Genomic DNA, 16,633 nt, shown 5'->3' on the forward strand with positions numbered 1-16,633 from the left:
TAACCTACTGATTTAAATTAATTTTAAATAAAAACGTCTAACTTTACACATATCTTCGCCCTACTCACATTTTAATGAAAAACAATCAATGCTGAATACGTATGCAGTCCATATCTATTGTGTAATGCAAATTTTATATTAAATGAAGTCAAATAAAATCGGCAGGACGCCAAACAAATATAAAATATTAGGGATAATGTCAGGGGAGTAAATATGTCTACATTTAAACCAAATAAGCTTACCTTAGCGATGATATCTTCTGGTTTACTTGCCTATTCAGGGGCGCTATACGCTCAAGAAAGCAATCAAAACCAAGAGCAATTAACTAAAGAAGTTGAAACAAAAAAAATTAAAGTAAACGAAGCAGAACAAACAGAAGTCATTGAAGTTACAGGGTTTCGTCGTTCTCTTATTCAATCAATTAACCAAAAACGTTTTGCCGATACTGTAAGTGAGCAACTCAGCGCGGATGATTTAGGTAGTTTGCCTGATGTGTCGATGGCTGACGCACTAACCCGTTTACCTGGAATTTCAGCGGTAAGAACAGGCGGCCAAGCTGCAGAAATTAATATTCGCGGTATGTCGGGCGGATTTGTATCAACTACCTTAAATGGTCGCGAACAAGTATCTACTGGCGGTAAACGTAGTGTTGAATTTGATCAATATCCATCTGAATTAATTTCTCAAGCCGCCGTTTACAAGTCACCTAAAGTGTCGCTTATTGAAGGTGGCGTTGCCGGTACTGTTGAGTTAAGCACGGCAAGCCCTTTAGCTAACGAGCAAGAGCATTCTTTTAGTGTTAATGCCCGTGGCATGTATAACGATTTAGCGCCAGATGTACCCGATGCAACTTCTACTGGTCACCGCTTCAGTATTTCATATCAAGGTAAGTTTGCAGACGATACCCTAGGTGTTGCTTTAGGTTACGCACGTTTATTTCAACCAAGCGCTACAGCGCAATTTGTAGGTTTAAATTACAGTAAATTAAATGATGTAGATCACCTAGACAATGACACCAACGGCCCGACTAAAGATGGCGATGTTAATCTAAACAAAGAATATATTAGTGAAGGTTTTGAAATGCAGCACAAAGGCGGCGAAGAAACCCGCGATGGCTTCATGGCAACACTTGAATGGCAACCTCATGATAATTTCAAATTAAAAGCTGACGGCTTTTATTCTAAATTTACCTCTGAAGAATTTGCGCGTGGTTTTCGTGTGAAATTTGAAGGTGATCAAGCTGCTATCAGTAATCCCATACTGAATGGAAACTCACTTATTGGTGGCAATATCAACCGTACCTCTAACAGTGCAACCCGCATTGAAATTGTTAATGATGACAATTCAGATGTTGATGAGGTACAAAGCTTTGGTATTAATGCCGATTGGCAAATAACTGAACGCTTAAAAATGAATATCGATTTGTCCTATTCATCGGCAGAAAGTGAATTTCAAAACGGCTTAATTTGGGCATTAGTCGCAGAAGATGCTAATGCAGCTAAACCAAAACTTGATAGTAATGTTTCAATTAACTACTTATTAAATGGTTTAAATTTACCCGATGTAGGCTTAAATCAAGCCGATGATTTTACTAACTTAAACAAAGTGATGGTCAGTAAATATGGCATTTATCCTTATGTTAACTCTGATGAAGTAAGCGCTGTACGAGCAGATTTTGTTTATGAATTAGACAACGACTATATTGCATCAATTGAAGTAGGTGCTCGTTATTCTGAGCGTGAATACAGTGTTGACCGTTCAGTATTTGAATACGGCAGCGACAGTTCACTAAGCTCACTCGAAACACCGCTTAAAATAACTGAAGATATGGCAACAGTGGTAAATTGGAGCGGAGACTTTTCAAGTTTTCCAAGCTACTTAGCCTTAGATCAAGACAAAGTGCTTGATGCTTGGTTTCCCGAAGGAAGACCAAACCCTGTTCAAACATGGGGAGATGTAGCCAGTGGTGTTATTAACGGTGCACCAATTGGTAAAAATACAGATTGGACAATGAAAGAAAGTGGTCAAGTATTTGAAGATGTCATGTCTATTTATGTGATGGCTAATATCAATACTGAAATTGCTGGAATTCCCGTTACCGGCAATATTGGTGTACGTATGGTAGAAACCACACAAGCATCAACTTCATTACAAGATGTAGGTTTAAGAACACTGCAAGACCAATACGGACAAGATATAAAGGATGCTTCAGGCAACCCAATATTACTTCCCAACGAGCATTTAGGTGCACAATTTATTACGGATGAAGTCGGTCTGATCAACCAACGTTACTTCTCTACAATCATCAGCAATACTTATAGAGACTACTTGCCACAGCTAAACTTAAACTTTCAGTTAAGTGACAGCGATCAATTACGTTTTGCCGCAGCAAAAGTAATGAGCCGCCCCAATATTGAACGCTTAGCATCAAACTCTAGCTTTAATATTAGCGTTGTTAATACTGATGCAGGTAGCTATGCAAAAATAGGTGGTCAAGCGAAAAACAGTCCGCATTTAAAGCCTTTTTATGCCAATCAATACGACCTCTCATATGAAAAATACTTTACTGAAACTGATGGTAAATTTGTAGCGGCTATTTTCTACAAAGACATAGAATCAGCGGGTATCGTTACTCATACCTTTACAGAATTCGACTTTGCAGGAAATGGCTTTGCTGTACCTGAAAACTATAGCGATCCATTAAGTGGTGTACCGTTAGAAATACGAAACGGTGATTTTGAAACCGCCTTTAACGACGAAGAAGGCGGATATATTCGCGGCATTGAAATAGGTTATACCCAAGTTTTTTCATTTTTACCTGAATTGTGGTCAGGCTTAGGTTTTGACGCCAGCTATTCGCACACCGAAAGTGAAATTCAACAAATTTCTCAGCTAGGCCAACAAGACTTATCAATTTCACTACCGGGTTTATCTGAAAATGTACTGCAAACGACATTATTTTGGGAATATCAAGGCTTTGAAACACGCTTAAGTGTGCGCTATCGCGATGAATTTGTTTCTGAGCAAGTTGCTGTTGAAGCTCAAACGGTGAATTACGACGGAGAAACCGTGGTTGACTACCAAGCCTCTTATCAATTGAACGATAACCTAGGCATGGTTTTTCAAGTGAATAACTTAACCGACGAACCGACCAGAAGTTACTTTGGCGAAACCGCTCAAACCGGTACTTTGCAATATTTTGGCCGCCAATTCTTCTTAGGTTTCACCTATTCATTGTAAGCAGTGTTAAAGAGAGTAATTAAAATGAAAATATTAAAAAAACTTAATGCTAACAATATATTATTTAAAAATAGCGTTCAAAATTCGAAACAACCTAATTCTGTTATATTAACTAATAATACCTTTGCTAGATTAATCGTTATCGCTTTATGTAGCTTAGTATTAAACGCTTGTGGCGGCAGCGATACAACTCAACCTGGCCAAGTATTATTAAGCTGTAATGTACCTATGGTGCCAGATGCTACCGGCGAAAGTTGTGTGGATCCTGAACCTATACAATGTGCAGCACCAACCGTACCTGATGCATTAAATGAAAGCTGTATTGTAGGTGCTAATCCAGACGCAGCTATTCCTGTTTTCTTTCCGGCAGAAAATCAAGCTGTACTGTATTACAACCGCGTTGATGAAAACTATGCAGAGTATAAAGTTCATAACTGGAACGACACCGCGTGTGATGCTTATGCTGATGATTCGTTAGCCGCAAGTTGGGATAATGGATTACCTCATACTGGTATCGACCCTGTTTATGGCGCTTATTGGGTATTTAACCTTAAAGAAGGCTTTAACGAATGCGGTAATTTTATTGTACATAAAGGTACCGATGACGCAGGAAAAGAGTTTGGTGGCGGAAACTTCAAAATGCCACTAAAACAAGACAATGAAACATATCAACGTATGAACTTTACTATTTCAGGTGAAGCGTCAATCTTTGAGTTTCCTATTGAGTCGTTAGGTGAACAAGCGCTAAAAATATCTAATATTGCCGGACATTGGATTGATGCCAATACATTGGTATGGAATGTTGAGAATATTATTAATGCAAAACTTCATCATTCAGCAACAGGAGGCATTTCGGCCGACCCTCAAAATAATGGTCAAGTTAATGGTAGCGTACTGGAATTAACCCCTGTTGATTTAACCGATGAGCAAAAATCAAATGCACCACTTGTTGCAGAATGGCCAGCATATCGTGTTAATTTAACAACTGACGAAGCTAAAATTATTGCCAAAAATCAGCTAGCGTTAGTGGGATATGATAATGAGAGCACTCCAATTGCAGCTACTTACATACAAGCCGACCTTGTTTTAGACGACTTATATACTAGAGGCGATAACGACGCTGACGAAGCAAAATTAGGAGTCGTTTACGAAAACGGGATGGTTTCTGTTTCTGTTTGGTCTCCAACAGCACAAGACGTCAATTTAAAAGTTTATGATAGTGCAAAAAACCTTACAGCAACTCATGATATGACCGAAGATCCTGCTACAGGTATTTGGACATATCATGGAGACGCTAGTTTAGATCGTCAGTTTTATAGGTTTGAGTTAAGTATTTATCATCATAAAAATAAAGCGATTGAATTAATTGAAAGTACAGACCCATATTCAGTCAGCCTTTCAACGAACGGTGAATATTCTCAATTTGTTAATTTAAATGACGAAGACTTACAACCCGAAGGTTGGGAAGGACACACCATTGCCACAATTAAAAACTATGAAGACGCTGTAATATATGAAGGCCACATTCGTGATTTCAGTATTAACGATCAAAGTACAAGTGCTGAAAATCGTGGTAAGTATCTAGCTTTTACTGAGCTTGATTCAGTACCTATGCAACACTTAAAGACCTTAGCTGATAATGGCCTTACTCATTTTCAAATGCTACCCGCAAATGACATTGCAACGATCAACGAAGATCCAGCGAAGATCATTAACTTAGACAGCACTGTATTAACATTATGTAAAAAAGTACCTACTGCTGAACCTTGTTACAAAGGCATAGATAACCAAACATTACGTTCAGTACTAGAAAGCTACGACAGCTCTACTAACGATGCTGCTAAATTAATGGATATTATCCAAGACTACGACAGCTTCAATTGGGGTTACGATCCTAAACACTTTAACGTACCAGACGGTATTTATGCTTCAAACGCTGATGGTGTAACTCGCATTAAAGAAATGCGTGCGATGATTAAAGGCCTACACGATACAGGTTTACGCGTAGTGTTAGATGTTGTGTACAACCATACAAACTCTGCCGATTTATGGGACAACTCAGTATTAGATAAAATAGTTCCCGGTTATTACCATAGTCGTGATGTAACGACAGGCGCAGTTCAAAATAGCACGTGTTGTAGTGATACCGCGCTTGAGCACAAAATGATGAATAAGTTGATGGTAGATTCATTAAAACAATGGACGACTCAATATCAATTTGATGGCTTTCGCTTCGATATCATGAGTCAAGGTTCAAAAGCACAAATGTTAGCAGCACGTGATGCAATACAAGCGATTGACCCAGACAACCACTTTTATGGTGAAGGTTGGTACAAAGACAGTCGTGGTTTTGAACGTGCCGATCAAGAAAACATGGCTGGTTCTGAAATAGGAACTTATAACGACCGTTTACGAGATGGTATAAGAGACGCTGCTTTATTTAATAATGAAACCTCAGAAGGTGCACTTTTTCAACAAGACATCATTAAGTTTGGTATGGCAGGTACATTGTCTGATTATATTTTAAAAACGTCTGGCGGCGCTGATACGCAAGGTAGTGCTTTTGGTAAAAAAATGTACGCCCATGATCCTGCTGATATTATCAATTACATCTCAAAGCATGATAACGAAACATTATGGGACGAGCTGCAGTTTAACCTTGATACAAACATGAGTATGGACGAACGAGTTCGAGCACAAAACGTTTCTCATTCCATTGTAATGCTTTCTCAAGGTATTCCATTTTTACAAATGGGCGGTGATTTTTTACGCTCAAAATCATTAGACCGAAATACTTATGATGCCGGTGATTGGTACAATTTAGTTGATTTTACCTTAACCGATAATAACTGGAATAAAGGTTTACCTATTGATAAAGGCGAGCGCGATGACACCGCGTTAACGTATTTATCCAACACACCAGAGGCACAGGTTTACGCAACCGAAATGATGTTTGCGTCATCAGTATTTAATGAATTTTTAGCCATTCGTTCAGCGAGCCCTTTGTTTAGATTAACTACGGCAGACGATATTATCAAACGTGTAGGCTTTCATAATATTGGTAAAAATCAAACTCAAGGTTTGATAGTAATGAGTATTGACGATGGTGGTGAACTTGTTGACCTAGACGCTAATTACGACGCAATTATGGTGATTGTAAATGGTACTAACACGGAGAAAACCCATACGGTTGCTACCGCTGTCGATTTTACTTTGCACCCACGTTTAGCGAATTCAGTAGACAGTACTGTGGCTAGTTCGAGTTTTACTGGTGGAGTAAACGAAGGTAGCTTTACCGTACCAGCATTTACTACAGCTGTATTTGTAAAAACTCAAGGCGAAACTCAAGGCGCTGGTTTATCAGCTTACGCAACGGCTGGTGCACCCGATGTAGTACCTTTCGGTGATAATATTCCATTGATCCGTGGTGATATGAATGGTTGGGGTGAAACAGATAGCCTAGTTTATAAAGGTGATGGTATTTACCAAGTAGCAATAACCTTATCAGCTAATAGCTACGGTTTTAAAATTGCGTCAAGTGATTGGTCTACCGTTAACTTAGGTGCTCCAAATACTGGCGGTGTGGTTACTGAAGGTGAAACCTTTGAACTATTACCAGCAAGTAACGACAACCTAAGTATAACTATAGGCGTTGACGGAACTTATATTTTCGAACTAGATGCTTCAAATACTCAAGCTCCCACATTAACCATTACTAATGAAGAGCCTTTTGTAGGTACAGCTATCTTTGTTCGTGGCGATATGAATGGTTGGAGTGAAGATAATGCATTCACTTATATTGGTGGTGGTAAATATCAAACAACGATAAACATTAGCGCTTCTACACCTAATTTTAAAATAGCCTCTGCTGACTGGTCTACAGTCAATATGGGTGCTCCGGCTGATGATTTAGAAGTGCTTGAAGGTGAAGTGCAGTTATTACTTTCAGGTAGTAACGACAATTTCAATATGACCTTTACTGAAGATGGCGATTATACCTTTGTGTTTGACGCTTCAAACTTAGCCGAGCCAACACTCAGTGTATATGCGGCAAAAATGTTTGGTAATACAACAACCTTTATACGTGGAGACATGAATGGTTGGGGTGAAGTCGATACTTTAGTTTATCAAAGTGCAAGTAACTATTCGGTTGAAATAGACCTTACGGCTAACACTGTTTATAACTTTAAAGTAGCATCTGCTGATTGGTCTACCATTAACTTAGGCGCACAAAGTAACAATTTAAGTTTGATGGTTGATTCTACTTATGAGTTAGTTGCCAATAGTAACGACAATATAAATATAACCGTGGCAGAAACGGGCACATACCTATTTAATGTTACAGGACCTAACCCGAATACACCTACAATTACGGTGACGAAAAAACTTTAAAAATAAAGCGCTAAGATAAAAGCGTCCATTAATTGGACGCTTTATCCACCACATCACTCATAAACCATTCATGCTTACGAGATTAAATATCAATGATTATCTGTTTAGATGATTAAGTTTGATTAATTCAGTTAAGTTCGGTTAAGAGTTATCTATTTAATCATTATCAAATAACATGCATTTAGACACCATTGAACATGAAAATACCATTGCCTTTTATATTTTTACGCCGTAAGAGATTGCTTAAATAACGAGTGTTTTAATAAAACTCATTTCTCTAATAGCGTATTTAATACCTTCACGACCCACACCACTCGCCTTTACACCACCAAAAGGAAAGTGTTCTGCTCTAAAGCCTGGGCCGTCATTTACCGCTAACGTGCCTATATCTAGTACATCAAAAAGGTGTTTAATAAGCGCTAAGTTTTCAGTAAAAATACCACCTTGCAAACCATACTCAGAATTGTTGATAACAGGTATAATCTCTTCAATATCAGCAAATGGAATTAATGGCATTACAGGGCCAAAAACCTCTTCAACCATTAACTCACATTTCTCGTTAAGATTTTCTAATATGGTAGGATAAATAATATTATCTTCTTGTTTATTCCCTGTAAGCACCGTTGCACCAACAGATACAGCTTGTTCAATACTCGCTTTTACCGAATTAGCAGCATGTGAGTTAATAACTGGCCCGATGAACGTATTTTCTTGAGCTGGGTCACCAACAACCAAGCGGTTAGTTTCTTCAAGTAGTTTTGCTTTAAATGCATCATAAATATCATTATGTATAAATAATCTTTTGGCAGCAGTACAACGTTGGCCAGCAGTAGCAAAACGTTGATTAATTGCCGCGGCAACAGCTTTATTTATATCACCATCAGGCATAACAATCAGCGGATCGTTACCCCCCAACTCAAGCAATAACTTTTTATACCCCGCCGCCGCTGCGATAGAATTGGCCGCTGCTGTGCCGCCAGTAAAGTTAATAGCATCAACTAACGGGTGACCAATAATAGCAGCCATATCTGCAACATCCGGTACACAAAACTGTAAAGCATCCTTAGAAATACCAGCTTGATAACATAATTCACAAAGCAATAAACTCGATTGTGTATTTTGAGGGCTTGGCTTAAATAAAACACAATTTCCTGCGGCAAATGCAGGTGCGATTTTATGCATTGCAATATTAATAGGGAAATTAAATGGTGTAATACAAAAAACAGTACCAAGAGGCTTCCAACAAGCGATACCTAATTTTCCACGCGTTGGTGCATAACAATCAGAATCAAGTACTTCTCCTGATATTTGTCTTGCTTCTTCACTACTTGCAATAGCGGTATTAATTGCTCGCGTCATTTCAACACGACTGTCTGCAATTGTTTTACCTGTTTCCGCTGTAATTAATTGAGCAAGTTTTTCACTGTTTTCAGTTAATAGCTCTGCAAGCTTACGTAAAATATCAGATTTTTCGTGCGCAGGAATATTACGTTGAGCCGCTTGCCCTGCTTTTAATCGTTTCAGTTTTTCTTCAACATCAGCGAAAACGTTATAGTTAGACTCAAAAATTACCGCATTGGTATACGGATTTGTTACTGAATAAGTTGTCATATTTTTTCTCTTTCTCGTTAAAATAAAATTGAATTACAGCGAACTACCGATAACTAATTGATATCCAATTCTAATAGCAGCTAAAAATAAAGCGCATTTCATTAATATAAAAAATACATTGGGCGAAACTTTTTTAAGTAAAACAACACCCACATAAGTCCCCAAAATAGCGATGGATGAAAAAAACAACATCATAGGCAAATGAGCACTAAAGACAAAACCTAGCGCTATTACCGCAGGAATTTTAAGCAGGTGAGTCATAAGTTGCATCATAGATTTTGTTGCAACTATTTGTTCTTTATCAAGATCATCTCGAATAAAAAATGCGCCAAGCAGTGGATCTATAGCGCCAGCTACAATACCTAAACTCCCCGTTAAAAGGCCTACACCTATAAATTGATTGGGTGCTAGTTTTATAGAAGGTAATTTTTTAGGTTTAAATAATGTATATAAAAGTAAGAATAATAACGTTGCTAACGCAACCGTTTCGCTAATATATTGAATTAAAAAAAAGGTTGTTGCTGCTATACCTATTGTGGCACCAATCCCAAAAGGTATGCACATACGCCACACAATAGAGTCGCGTAACAATAAACACCTTGCAGCATTACTAAACGCTTGAATAACACCGTGAATAGCAATTAAGGGCTGTAATGCAATAGCTTGGCTCATACTGGCAAACATTAAAACACCGCCCGCCATTCCTGTAGCAGATGAAATGACAGAAGCGAAAAATATTGCAACGCTTAACCAAATCATTGTGTCTAATGATAATGTAACTAAATCCATACTTTTCCATAATGCAAATCAATGACGCTTTACTTTATGATAAGGCACACACTAAAATTAGCACCACTTATATCAACTTATGGTGCCAGTTTATTTACATAGATATGAATGTAGTAGCTGAAGCTTAGTATTTTGATAACTCTTTTATGTTTATTGCCTATTAAATCTAAAGGAGAGCATTGGTAGTTAACTCTACAATAATAAAATTTACTACAAGCAAATAGCTAACAAAAAATTATGATAAGCCTTTAATTATTTGGCCTAATATTATAATCCCTTCAGCTATTTTTGATTCTTGTATTGCTGAAAAACCTAATCGAATATGGGTTGAATAACCTTCCATGAACAAGCTATCTCCCGCCTCAACTAAAACCCCTTTTTTAGATGCCTCTTTAACGAGTGTTTTGCTAGGAAGCGAGGAAGGCAATTTAAGCCAAAAACAAAAACTTCCAGGTGCAGAGATCACCTCGCAAGTTGTTAAATAGCGCTTAATATTTTCATCCATTAATTGCCATTTTTTCTTATAAACCTTACGCATTCGTCTAACATGACTATCGTAATAACCTTGAGAAAAAAACAAAGCTAACGTTCTTTGATTATTTGCTGGAGGATGACGATAGTTAAGTCTGCGTAAAGCTCTGATTTGACGGATCAATTCTTTATCAGCCACGACATAACCAATACGTAATCCAGGAGAAAGGGATTTAGAAATACTACCAACATAAATAACGCGCCCATGATTGTCTAAACTTTTTAAGGCAGGTAAAGGCTCTTCAATAAAATTGACCTCACTTTCGTAATCATCTTCAATAATTACAAAGTTATCCTTATGTGCTTGTTGAAGTAAAGTTGTTCGCTTATGTACAGGCATAGTTACTGTAGTTGGGTATTGATGACTTGGTGTTACATAAACATAGTCACACTCTTTCAACTGCGTCCCTAGAATAACTCCTTCATCATTAAGCTGTAAGGCCTTTATATTAGCGCCAGCATGTTCAAATATATTTCGTAAATCTGCGTAACCTGGATCTTCACAACCAACAATTGTTTCATTATTTGCCAATAAATTAGCTAACATAAAAAGTGAATTTTGAGTACCTAAGGTTATTAAAACCTCGTCTGGAGAAGCTTTAATACCACGTCTTACAAGTACTTGTTGGCAAATTTGAAGTACTAACTCAGGATCATCAGCATCAATATAATCTTCGATCCAATGTTTAAGAGAACCTTTTCCTTGAGCTTGGCGACTACATTCTCGCCATTGATATAAAGGGAAATCTTCAGGTTGAATTTGTCCGTAAATAAAAGGGTAAGGGTAGTTAATCCATTCAGGATCCTTTTCTAAACGCGTAAAATTAGCAGGTTTACGCTTTAATAAATTATTCCAATGCGGTGCAAAAGAAGTGGAATATTCATCAACGTTCGTATTATTAGGCTGTAGTTCTAGCTGTTTTTCTAATTTTATTTCTTCATTAACATAAAAACCACTCCGCTCTCTAGAAACCAAATATCCTTCTTCAACCAAACTGTTGTATACAATAACCACAGTATTACGAGAAACACGCATAAGCTTTGCCATTTTACGGCTTGAAGGCAAGGGCTGCTCTCCAAAATAATTACACTTAATAAGCCCAATTAAATATTCACGAATTTGATTTTGATAACTTGTTTGAGTATTTAATTCAAAATTAAATAAAAATTCAGCCATTTTACGCCTTATTGGTAGGGTAATGCCAACCATGTTGGATGCAATTATTTTTGCCATATTTCAGTATAAAGCAATAAACAAACCAAGGACATTATTGAAAAAATAGATTTATTAATAATAATTTTACAACCTAACGCTTGTTTTTCACATGCAGCTTAAATAAAAAAACGTTCATTATTCAAGTAAGAAATATCCACATCTCTTTATTTAATGAGTAATGTGGCTCTATCAATTCATTTCGCTGGCTCTACCCCCTCTGTCTAAATTCTGTTTTTCTATAAGCATATTTATAGTAAAAAAATTATAAGGAAACCTATGATACCGCAAGAGCAATATCAGGAACTTGTAGAAAGTGACCGTCAACATGTATGGCATCATTTAAGCCAACATGCTGGATACAAAAACGGTTCTCAATCACCTCTATTAATGGTTAAAGGTGAAGGAACATACGTGTGGGACAGCAATGGTAAAAAATATTTAGACGCTTCTTCAGGTGGTGTTTGGTGTGTCAATGTAGGCTACGGTAGAAAATCTATTGTTGATGCAATAAGCAAACAATTAACTGAAATTAATTTTTTTGCTGCTACAGCAGGCACACCACCAGCAGCAGAGTTTTCAAAAAAATTACTTGAAAAAATGCCAGGGTTAAGCCGTGTTTACTTAGCCAGTTCAGGTTCAGAAGCAAATGAAAAAGCATTCAAAATAGTACGTCAAATTTCTCATCAGAAATACGGTGGTAAAAAATATAAAATTTTATATCGCGAACGAGATTATCATGGTTCAACTATAGCGACATTAAGTGCTACAGGCCAAGCCGAAAGACGTGAACATTATGGACCTTTTGTACCGGGCTTTGTTGAGTTTGGGCATTGCTGTGAATACAGAAGCCAATTTGATAATAATGAAGATTATGGTATTCAAGCTGCTTTAGAATTAGAAAAAGCTATTTTACGCGAAGGGGCTGATACAGTAGGATCCGTTGTATTAGAACCCATTACGGCTGGTGGTGGTGTTATTGTTCCGCCTGAAACGTATTGGCCTAAAATTGCCGAAATTTGTAAAAAATATAATGTTTTATTACACCTTGATGAAGTGGTGTGTGGCTTAGGTCGTACAGGTAAATGGTTTGGCTACCAGCATTATGGTATTCAACCAGACATAGTCACCTTAGCAAAAGGCGTTGCTTCAAGTTATGCCGCTATATCTTGTACGGTAACTACAGAAGCTGTATTTAATGAATTTATGGCTACGCCAGACGATAAGCTATCTTTCTTCAGAGATATCAGTACCTTTGGCGGTTGTACTGCTGGCCCTGCTGCCGCCATTGAAAATTTACGTATTTTAGAAGATGAAAAGCTTGTAGAAAATTCGGCAATAGTGGGGCAATACTTACTTGAAAGGTTAACCAAATTAAAAGAGCATCATAAAGTTATTGGCGATGTTCGTGGTAAAGGTTTATTACTTGGTATTGAGCTTGTAAAAGATAGAATAACAAAAGAACCTGTTCATGAATCATTTGCTATGAAAATTGCGGCTCAATGTATGAGTAAAGGATTAATTATTGGTAGAACAAATCGTTCATTTTCTTCTTTAAATAACACCTTATGTCTGTGCCCTGTCATGACACTTACCACAGAACAAGCAGACTTTATTATAAGTACTTTAGATGATGTTTTAGCAGAAAACAAAATCACTTAATACAATAGTATTAACCTCTACAAAGACAAAAAACCAGCTTAATTGCTGGTTTTTTCTTTGAGTTAAAAATTAAACTCAAAGTTATTAAGCTTGAAAAATAGCTTCTATCGATAGGTTTTGTTGACTTAAGATATCGCGTAAACGCTTAAGAGCTTCCACTTGAATTTGACGTACGCGCTCACGTGTTAAGCCTATTTCAGTGCCTACATCTTCTAAAGTTGCGGCTTCATATCCAAGTAAACCAAATCGTCTTGCTAATACTTCGCGTTGTTTTGAATTAAGTTCATTTAACCAATTTACGATATTATTTTTTATATCTTCTGATTGCAGCTTAGTTTCAGGGCTACCACCTTTTTCATCAGGAATAATATCTAGTAAGGCTTTTTCAGCATCTCCACCGAAAGGACTATCAACTGAGGTTATACGTTCATTTAAGCGTAACATTTTAGTAACGTCTTTAACGGGTACATCTAACTCTTGCGCAATGTCTTCTGCGGTAGGTTCATGATCTAATTTTTGAATGAGTTCTCGGGCTGTACGTAAATATATATTAAGTTCTTTTACTACATGAATAGGTAAACGTATAGTACGTGTTTGGTTCATTATAGCGCGTTCAATCGTTTGACGTATCCACCATGTGGCATAAGTAGAAAATCTAAATCCTCTTTCTGGATCAAACTTTTCAACTGCACGGATAAGTCCTAAATTACCTTCTTCAATAAGATCTAATAGAGGTAAACCACGATTATTATAGCGGCGAGAAATTTTTACAACTAAACGTAGATTACTTTCTATCATACGTTTTCGAGAAGGTTCGTCACCTTTCAGGGCAAGACGAGAAAAGTAAACTTCTTCTTCTGCAGTTAAAAGAGGGGAAAAACCAATTTCACTTAAATAAATCTGAGTTGCATCTAAGTTCGATGGGGTTTCTTCCGATATTTTTACTTTATCATCTGATAATTTATTTTTATTGCTAGTATCAATGCTCATGCCATATCTCCCGTATTTTAGCTAAGCTAAACTTACTAATTAGTTCTTCACGTTAACTCCATTAAATTCTACTTATTATTATTATTATTTTTTCGACAAGTACTTCATTGGGTCTACTGACTTACCTCTAAATCGTACTTCAAAATGAAGCATTACTTTATCAGCGTCTGTACTTCCCATCTTGGCAATTTTATCGCCGGCCTTCACTGTTTGTTGCTCTTTAACCAATATATGATCATTGTGGGCATATGCGCTAAGGTAGTCATCATTATGTTTTACAATAATTAACTTGCCATATCCACTGAGCGCGTCTCCAGCATAAACTACTTTACCATCTGCCGTAGACAAAACAGCTTGTCCTCTTTTGCCAGCAATATTTATACCTTTACTAATTTGCTGTGTAGACGAAAAATAAGTAATAACTTTGCCTTTAGTAGGCCATACCCATTTTCTAACTTTTTGATTAATGTCAATCCGTTTATCGACTACATTTTTACCATACCCTTGATTTTTTATCTGTGCAATAGGTTTTTTTACAACTTTAGGTTTTTCGGTATAAGTTTTACCTTTTCGTAACTTCTTTTTAACAGGTGGTACAAATTTGTTAGTTAAGTTGAGTTTTTGTCCTGGAAAAATTTCATAAGGAGGTGATATTTTGTTAATTTTAGCAATTTCACGCACATCAATACCTGAACGCCAAGCTATTGAATATAAGGTCTCCCCTTTCTTTACAATGTATTGTGTCGCCTTAATACTGTTACGAATTTTTTTACTTAGTGGGATAGAGCCTTGAACGTCTACAACGGGCGCTGGAGACTTACGAGAGGAACAACTAGCCAAAAATAGAAGCATAATTGTATAAAAAACAAAAAATATGATTTTATTTTTATTCATATATAATATACAAATTCCAAATACAAAACTTAATTTAGCTTAACAAAACTTAACGAAACTTAAACGACTTAACGAAAAACAAGGTACGCAACAACAATAATAATAACAATTGCCCAACCTATCTTATCAACCCATTTTCTTAGCTTTTCTTCCATAGCGACTCCACCCCATCGAATAATACCAGCCACTAAGAAAAATCGCATACCTCTACCAATAGCTGAAGCAATTAAGAAAGGAATAAATGCCATATGAAGAAAACCAGCACTTACAGTAAACAACTTATAAGGAATAGGAGAAAATCCAGCAATGAAAACAACCCAAACACCATATTGAACAAACCACTCCATCACTTGTTCTAATCTGTGCTGATAACCCAGCTCGTTAATAATAGGTTGGATCCATGGTTCAAACATAAAATAACCTAAAATATACCCACATACTCCTCCTATTACTGAAGCTATGGTTGTTATGCTAGCAAGTCTCCATGCTTTTTCAGGTTTTGATAACACCATAGGAGCCAATAAAACATCGGGGGGAATAGGAAATATAACGGATTCAGAAAAGGATAAAAAAGCTAAAATATAAGGTGCAAATTTATGCTTTGCCCATTTTAGCGTCCAATCATAAAGGGCAGAAAATATTTTCATTAAGATAAAGCTCCTGGCACAAGAGGAACAAAACGAACAACTTCAACTTGCTGTTCTTTAAATTGTTCGCCTTGGCGTGTAATAATTTTTAAAATTTGTGTTTGTTCACCAACGGGTATAATCAATCGCCCGCCCTCATCTAATTGTTCTAATAAGTCTTGCGGAACAGATGTTGGTGCTGCAGTTACAATAATAGCTTGAAAAGGTGCTTTACTCTTCCAGCCTTTCCAACCATCACCATGTTTCATTGATACATTATGTAGGTCCATTGCCTGCAACCTTCTTTTGGCTTGCCATTGCAGCGACTTAATACGTTCCACAGAAAATATTTTGGGAGATAGCTGCGCTAAAATTGACGTTTGATAACCAGACCCTGTGCCTATTTCTAAAATACTGTCTGGCACTCCGTCAGCTAAAAGTAACTCAGTCATTTTTGCTACTATATAAGGTTGTGAAATAGTCTGTCCCTGCCCAATAGGTAAAGCAGTATTGTCGTATGCTTTATGGGCCAGTATTTCAGGAACAAAAATATGTCTAGGCGTACGCGCAATAGCTTGCAGTACGTCTTTATTCACAATTCCTTCCGCATGTAATTTTTGTGCCAGTATTTCTCCACTTCGGCTAGACTTTCCACCAATACGACTTCCTACTCTGACATTCATAT

The 16,633-nt window shown here is 37.0% G+C and carries 10 protein-coding genes; 3 read left to right on the plus strand and 7 right to left on the minus strand.

The window, feature by feature from the left end; all coding sequences use genetic code 11:
- The first annotated feature begins 213 nt into the window (after positions 1 to 213).
- Entirely contained in the window at positions 214 to 3,240 is a 3,027-nt protein-coding gene (locus B0X80_RS02265) for a TonB-dependent receptor (protein WP_077338190.1), read from the plus strand.
- A gap of 24 nt (positions 3,241 to 3,264) precedes the next feature.
- Positions 3,265 to 7,632: an alpha-1,6-glucosidase domain-containing protein gene (locus B0X80_RS02270; protein ID WP_077338191.1), complete on the plus strand. Its 4,368-nt coding sequence runs from the start codon at positions 3,265 to 3,267 to the stop codon at positions 7,630 to 7,632.
- 243 nt (positions 7,633 to 7,875) lie between these two features.
- Here B0X80_RS02270 and safD read toward each other — a convergent pair whose 3' ends face one another.
- The 3 genes from safD to pdxR form a co-directional block, all read right to left on the minus strand.
- Positions 7,876 to 9,243 (minus strand): sulfoacetaldehyde dehydrogenase SafD, encoded by a 1,368-nt coding sequence (gene safD / locus B0X80_RS02275; RefSeq protein WP_077338192.1) that lies wholly within the window; start codon positions 9,241 to 9,243, stop codon positions 7,876 to 7,878.
- Between the two features lie 33 nt (positions 9,244 to 9,276).
- The gene (locus tag B0X80_RS02280; protein ID WP_077338193.1) at positions 9,277 to 10,032 is read right to left on the minus strand and encodes a sulfite exporter TauE/SafE family protein; all 756 of its coding nucleotides are present in this window, start codon (positions 10,030 to 10,032) and stop codon (positions 9,277 to 9,279) included.
- Positions 10,033 to 10,267: 235 nt separating this feature from the next.
- Complete coding sequence (gene pdxR / locus B0X80_RS02285) at positions 10,268 to 11,740, minus strand: MocR-like pyridoxine biosynthesis transcription factor PdxR (protein WP_077338194.1); 1,473 nt, start codon at positions 11,738 to 11,740, stop codon at positions 10,268 to 10,270.
- 315 nt (positions 11,741 to 12,055) lie between these two features.
- Between pdxR and B0X80_RS02290 the strand changes: the two genes are divergently transcribed.
- Positions 12,056 to 13,438, plus strand: a complete 1,383-nt coding sequence (locus tag B0X80_RS02290) for an aminotransferase family protein (protein WP_077338195.1) — start codon at positions 12,056 to 12,058, stop codon at positions 13,436 to 13,438.
- Between the two features lie 84 nt (positions 13,439 to 13,522).
- Here B0X80_RS02290 and rpoS read toward each other — a convergent pair whose 3' ends face one another.
- The 4 genes from rpoS to B0X80_RS02310 all read right to left on the minus strand — a co-directional run bounded on the left by rpoS (position 13,523) and on the right by B0X80_RS02310 (position 16,631).
- Positions 13,523 to 14,428, minus strand: coding sequence for an RNA polymerase sigma factor RpoS (gene rpoS, locus B0X80_RS02295; protein ID WP_077338196.1), 906 nt, complete (start codon positions 14,426 to 14,428; stop codon positions 13,523 to 13,525).
- A gap of 84 nt (positions 14,429 to 14,512) precedes the next feature.
- Positions 14,513 to 15,268, minus strand: a complete 756-nt coding sequence (locus B0X80_RS02300) for a peptidoglycan DD-metalloendopeptidase family protein (RefSeq protein WP_245825366.1) — start codon at positions 15,266 to 15,268, stop codon at positions 14,513 to 14,515.
- A 122-nt stretch (positions 15,269 to 15,390) separates the two neighbouring features.
- On the minus strand, positions 15,391 to 15,969 hold the full coding sequence (locus B0X80_RS02305) for a YqaA family protein (RefSeq protein ID WP_077338198.1): 579 nt from the start codon (positions 15,967 to 15,969) through the stop codon (positions 15,391 to 15,393).
- On the minus strand, positions 15,969 to 16,631 hold the full coding sequence (locus B0X80_RS02310; RefSeq protein ID WP_077338199.1) for a protein-L-isoaspartate(D-aspartate) O-methyltransferase: 663 nt from the start codon (positions 16,629 to 16,631) through the stop codon (positions 15,969 to 15,971). Before B0X80_RS02310 ends, B0X80_RS02305 begins: the two co-directional genes overlap by 1 nt.
- Between the last annotated feature and the right edge of the window lie 2 nt (positions 16,632 to 16,633).

It is taken from the genome of Pseudocolwellia agarivorans, from assembly GCF_002000085.1.
GTDB lineage: Bacteria > Pseudomonadota > Gammaproteobacteria > Enterobacterales > Alteromonadaceae > Pseudocolwellia > Pseudocolwellia agarivorans.

Bases quoted from the DNA above. Each gene is read 5' to 3' on its own strand.
- B0X80_RS02265 (WP_077338190.1), top strand. From the start codon at position 214: ATGTCTACATTTAAACCAAATAAGCTTACCTTAGCGATGATATCTTCT.
- B0X80_RS02270 (WP_077338191.1), top strand. From the start codon at position 3,265: ATGAAAATATTAAAAAAACTTAATGCTAACAATATATTATTTAAAAAT.
- safD (WP_077338192.1), bottom strand. From the start codon at position 9,243: ATGACAACTTATTCAGTAACAAATCCGTATACCAATGCGGTAATTTTT.
- B0X80_RS02280 (WP_077338193.1), bottom strand. From the start codon at position 10,032: ATGGATTTAGTTACATTATCATTAGACACAATGATTTGGTTAAGCGTT.
- pdxR (WP_077338194.1), bottom strand. From the start codon at position 11,740: ATGGCTGAATTTTTATTTAATTTTGAATTAAATACTCAAACAAGTTAT.
- B0X80_RS02290 (WP_077338195.1), top strand. From the start codon at position 12,056: ATGATACCGCAAGAGCAATATCAGGAACTTGTAGAAAGTGACCGTCAA.
- rpoS (WP_077338196.1), bottom strand. From the start codon at position 14,428: ATGAGCATTGATACTAGCAATAAAAATAAATTATCAGATGATAAAGTA.
- B0X80_RS02305 (WP_077338198.1), bottom strand. From the start codon at position 15,969: ATGAAAATATTTTCTGCCCTTTATGATTGGACGCTAAAATGGGCAAAG.
- B0X80_RS02310 (WP_077338199.1), bottom strand. From the start codon at position 16,631: ATGAATGTCAGAGTAGGAAGTCGTATTGGTGGAAAGTCTAGCCGAAGT.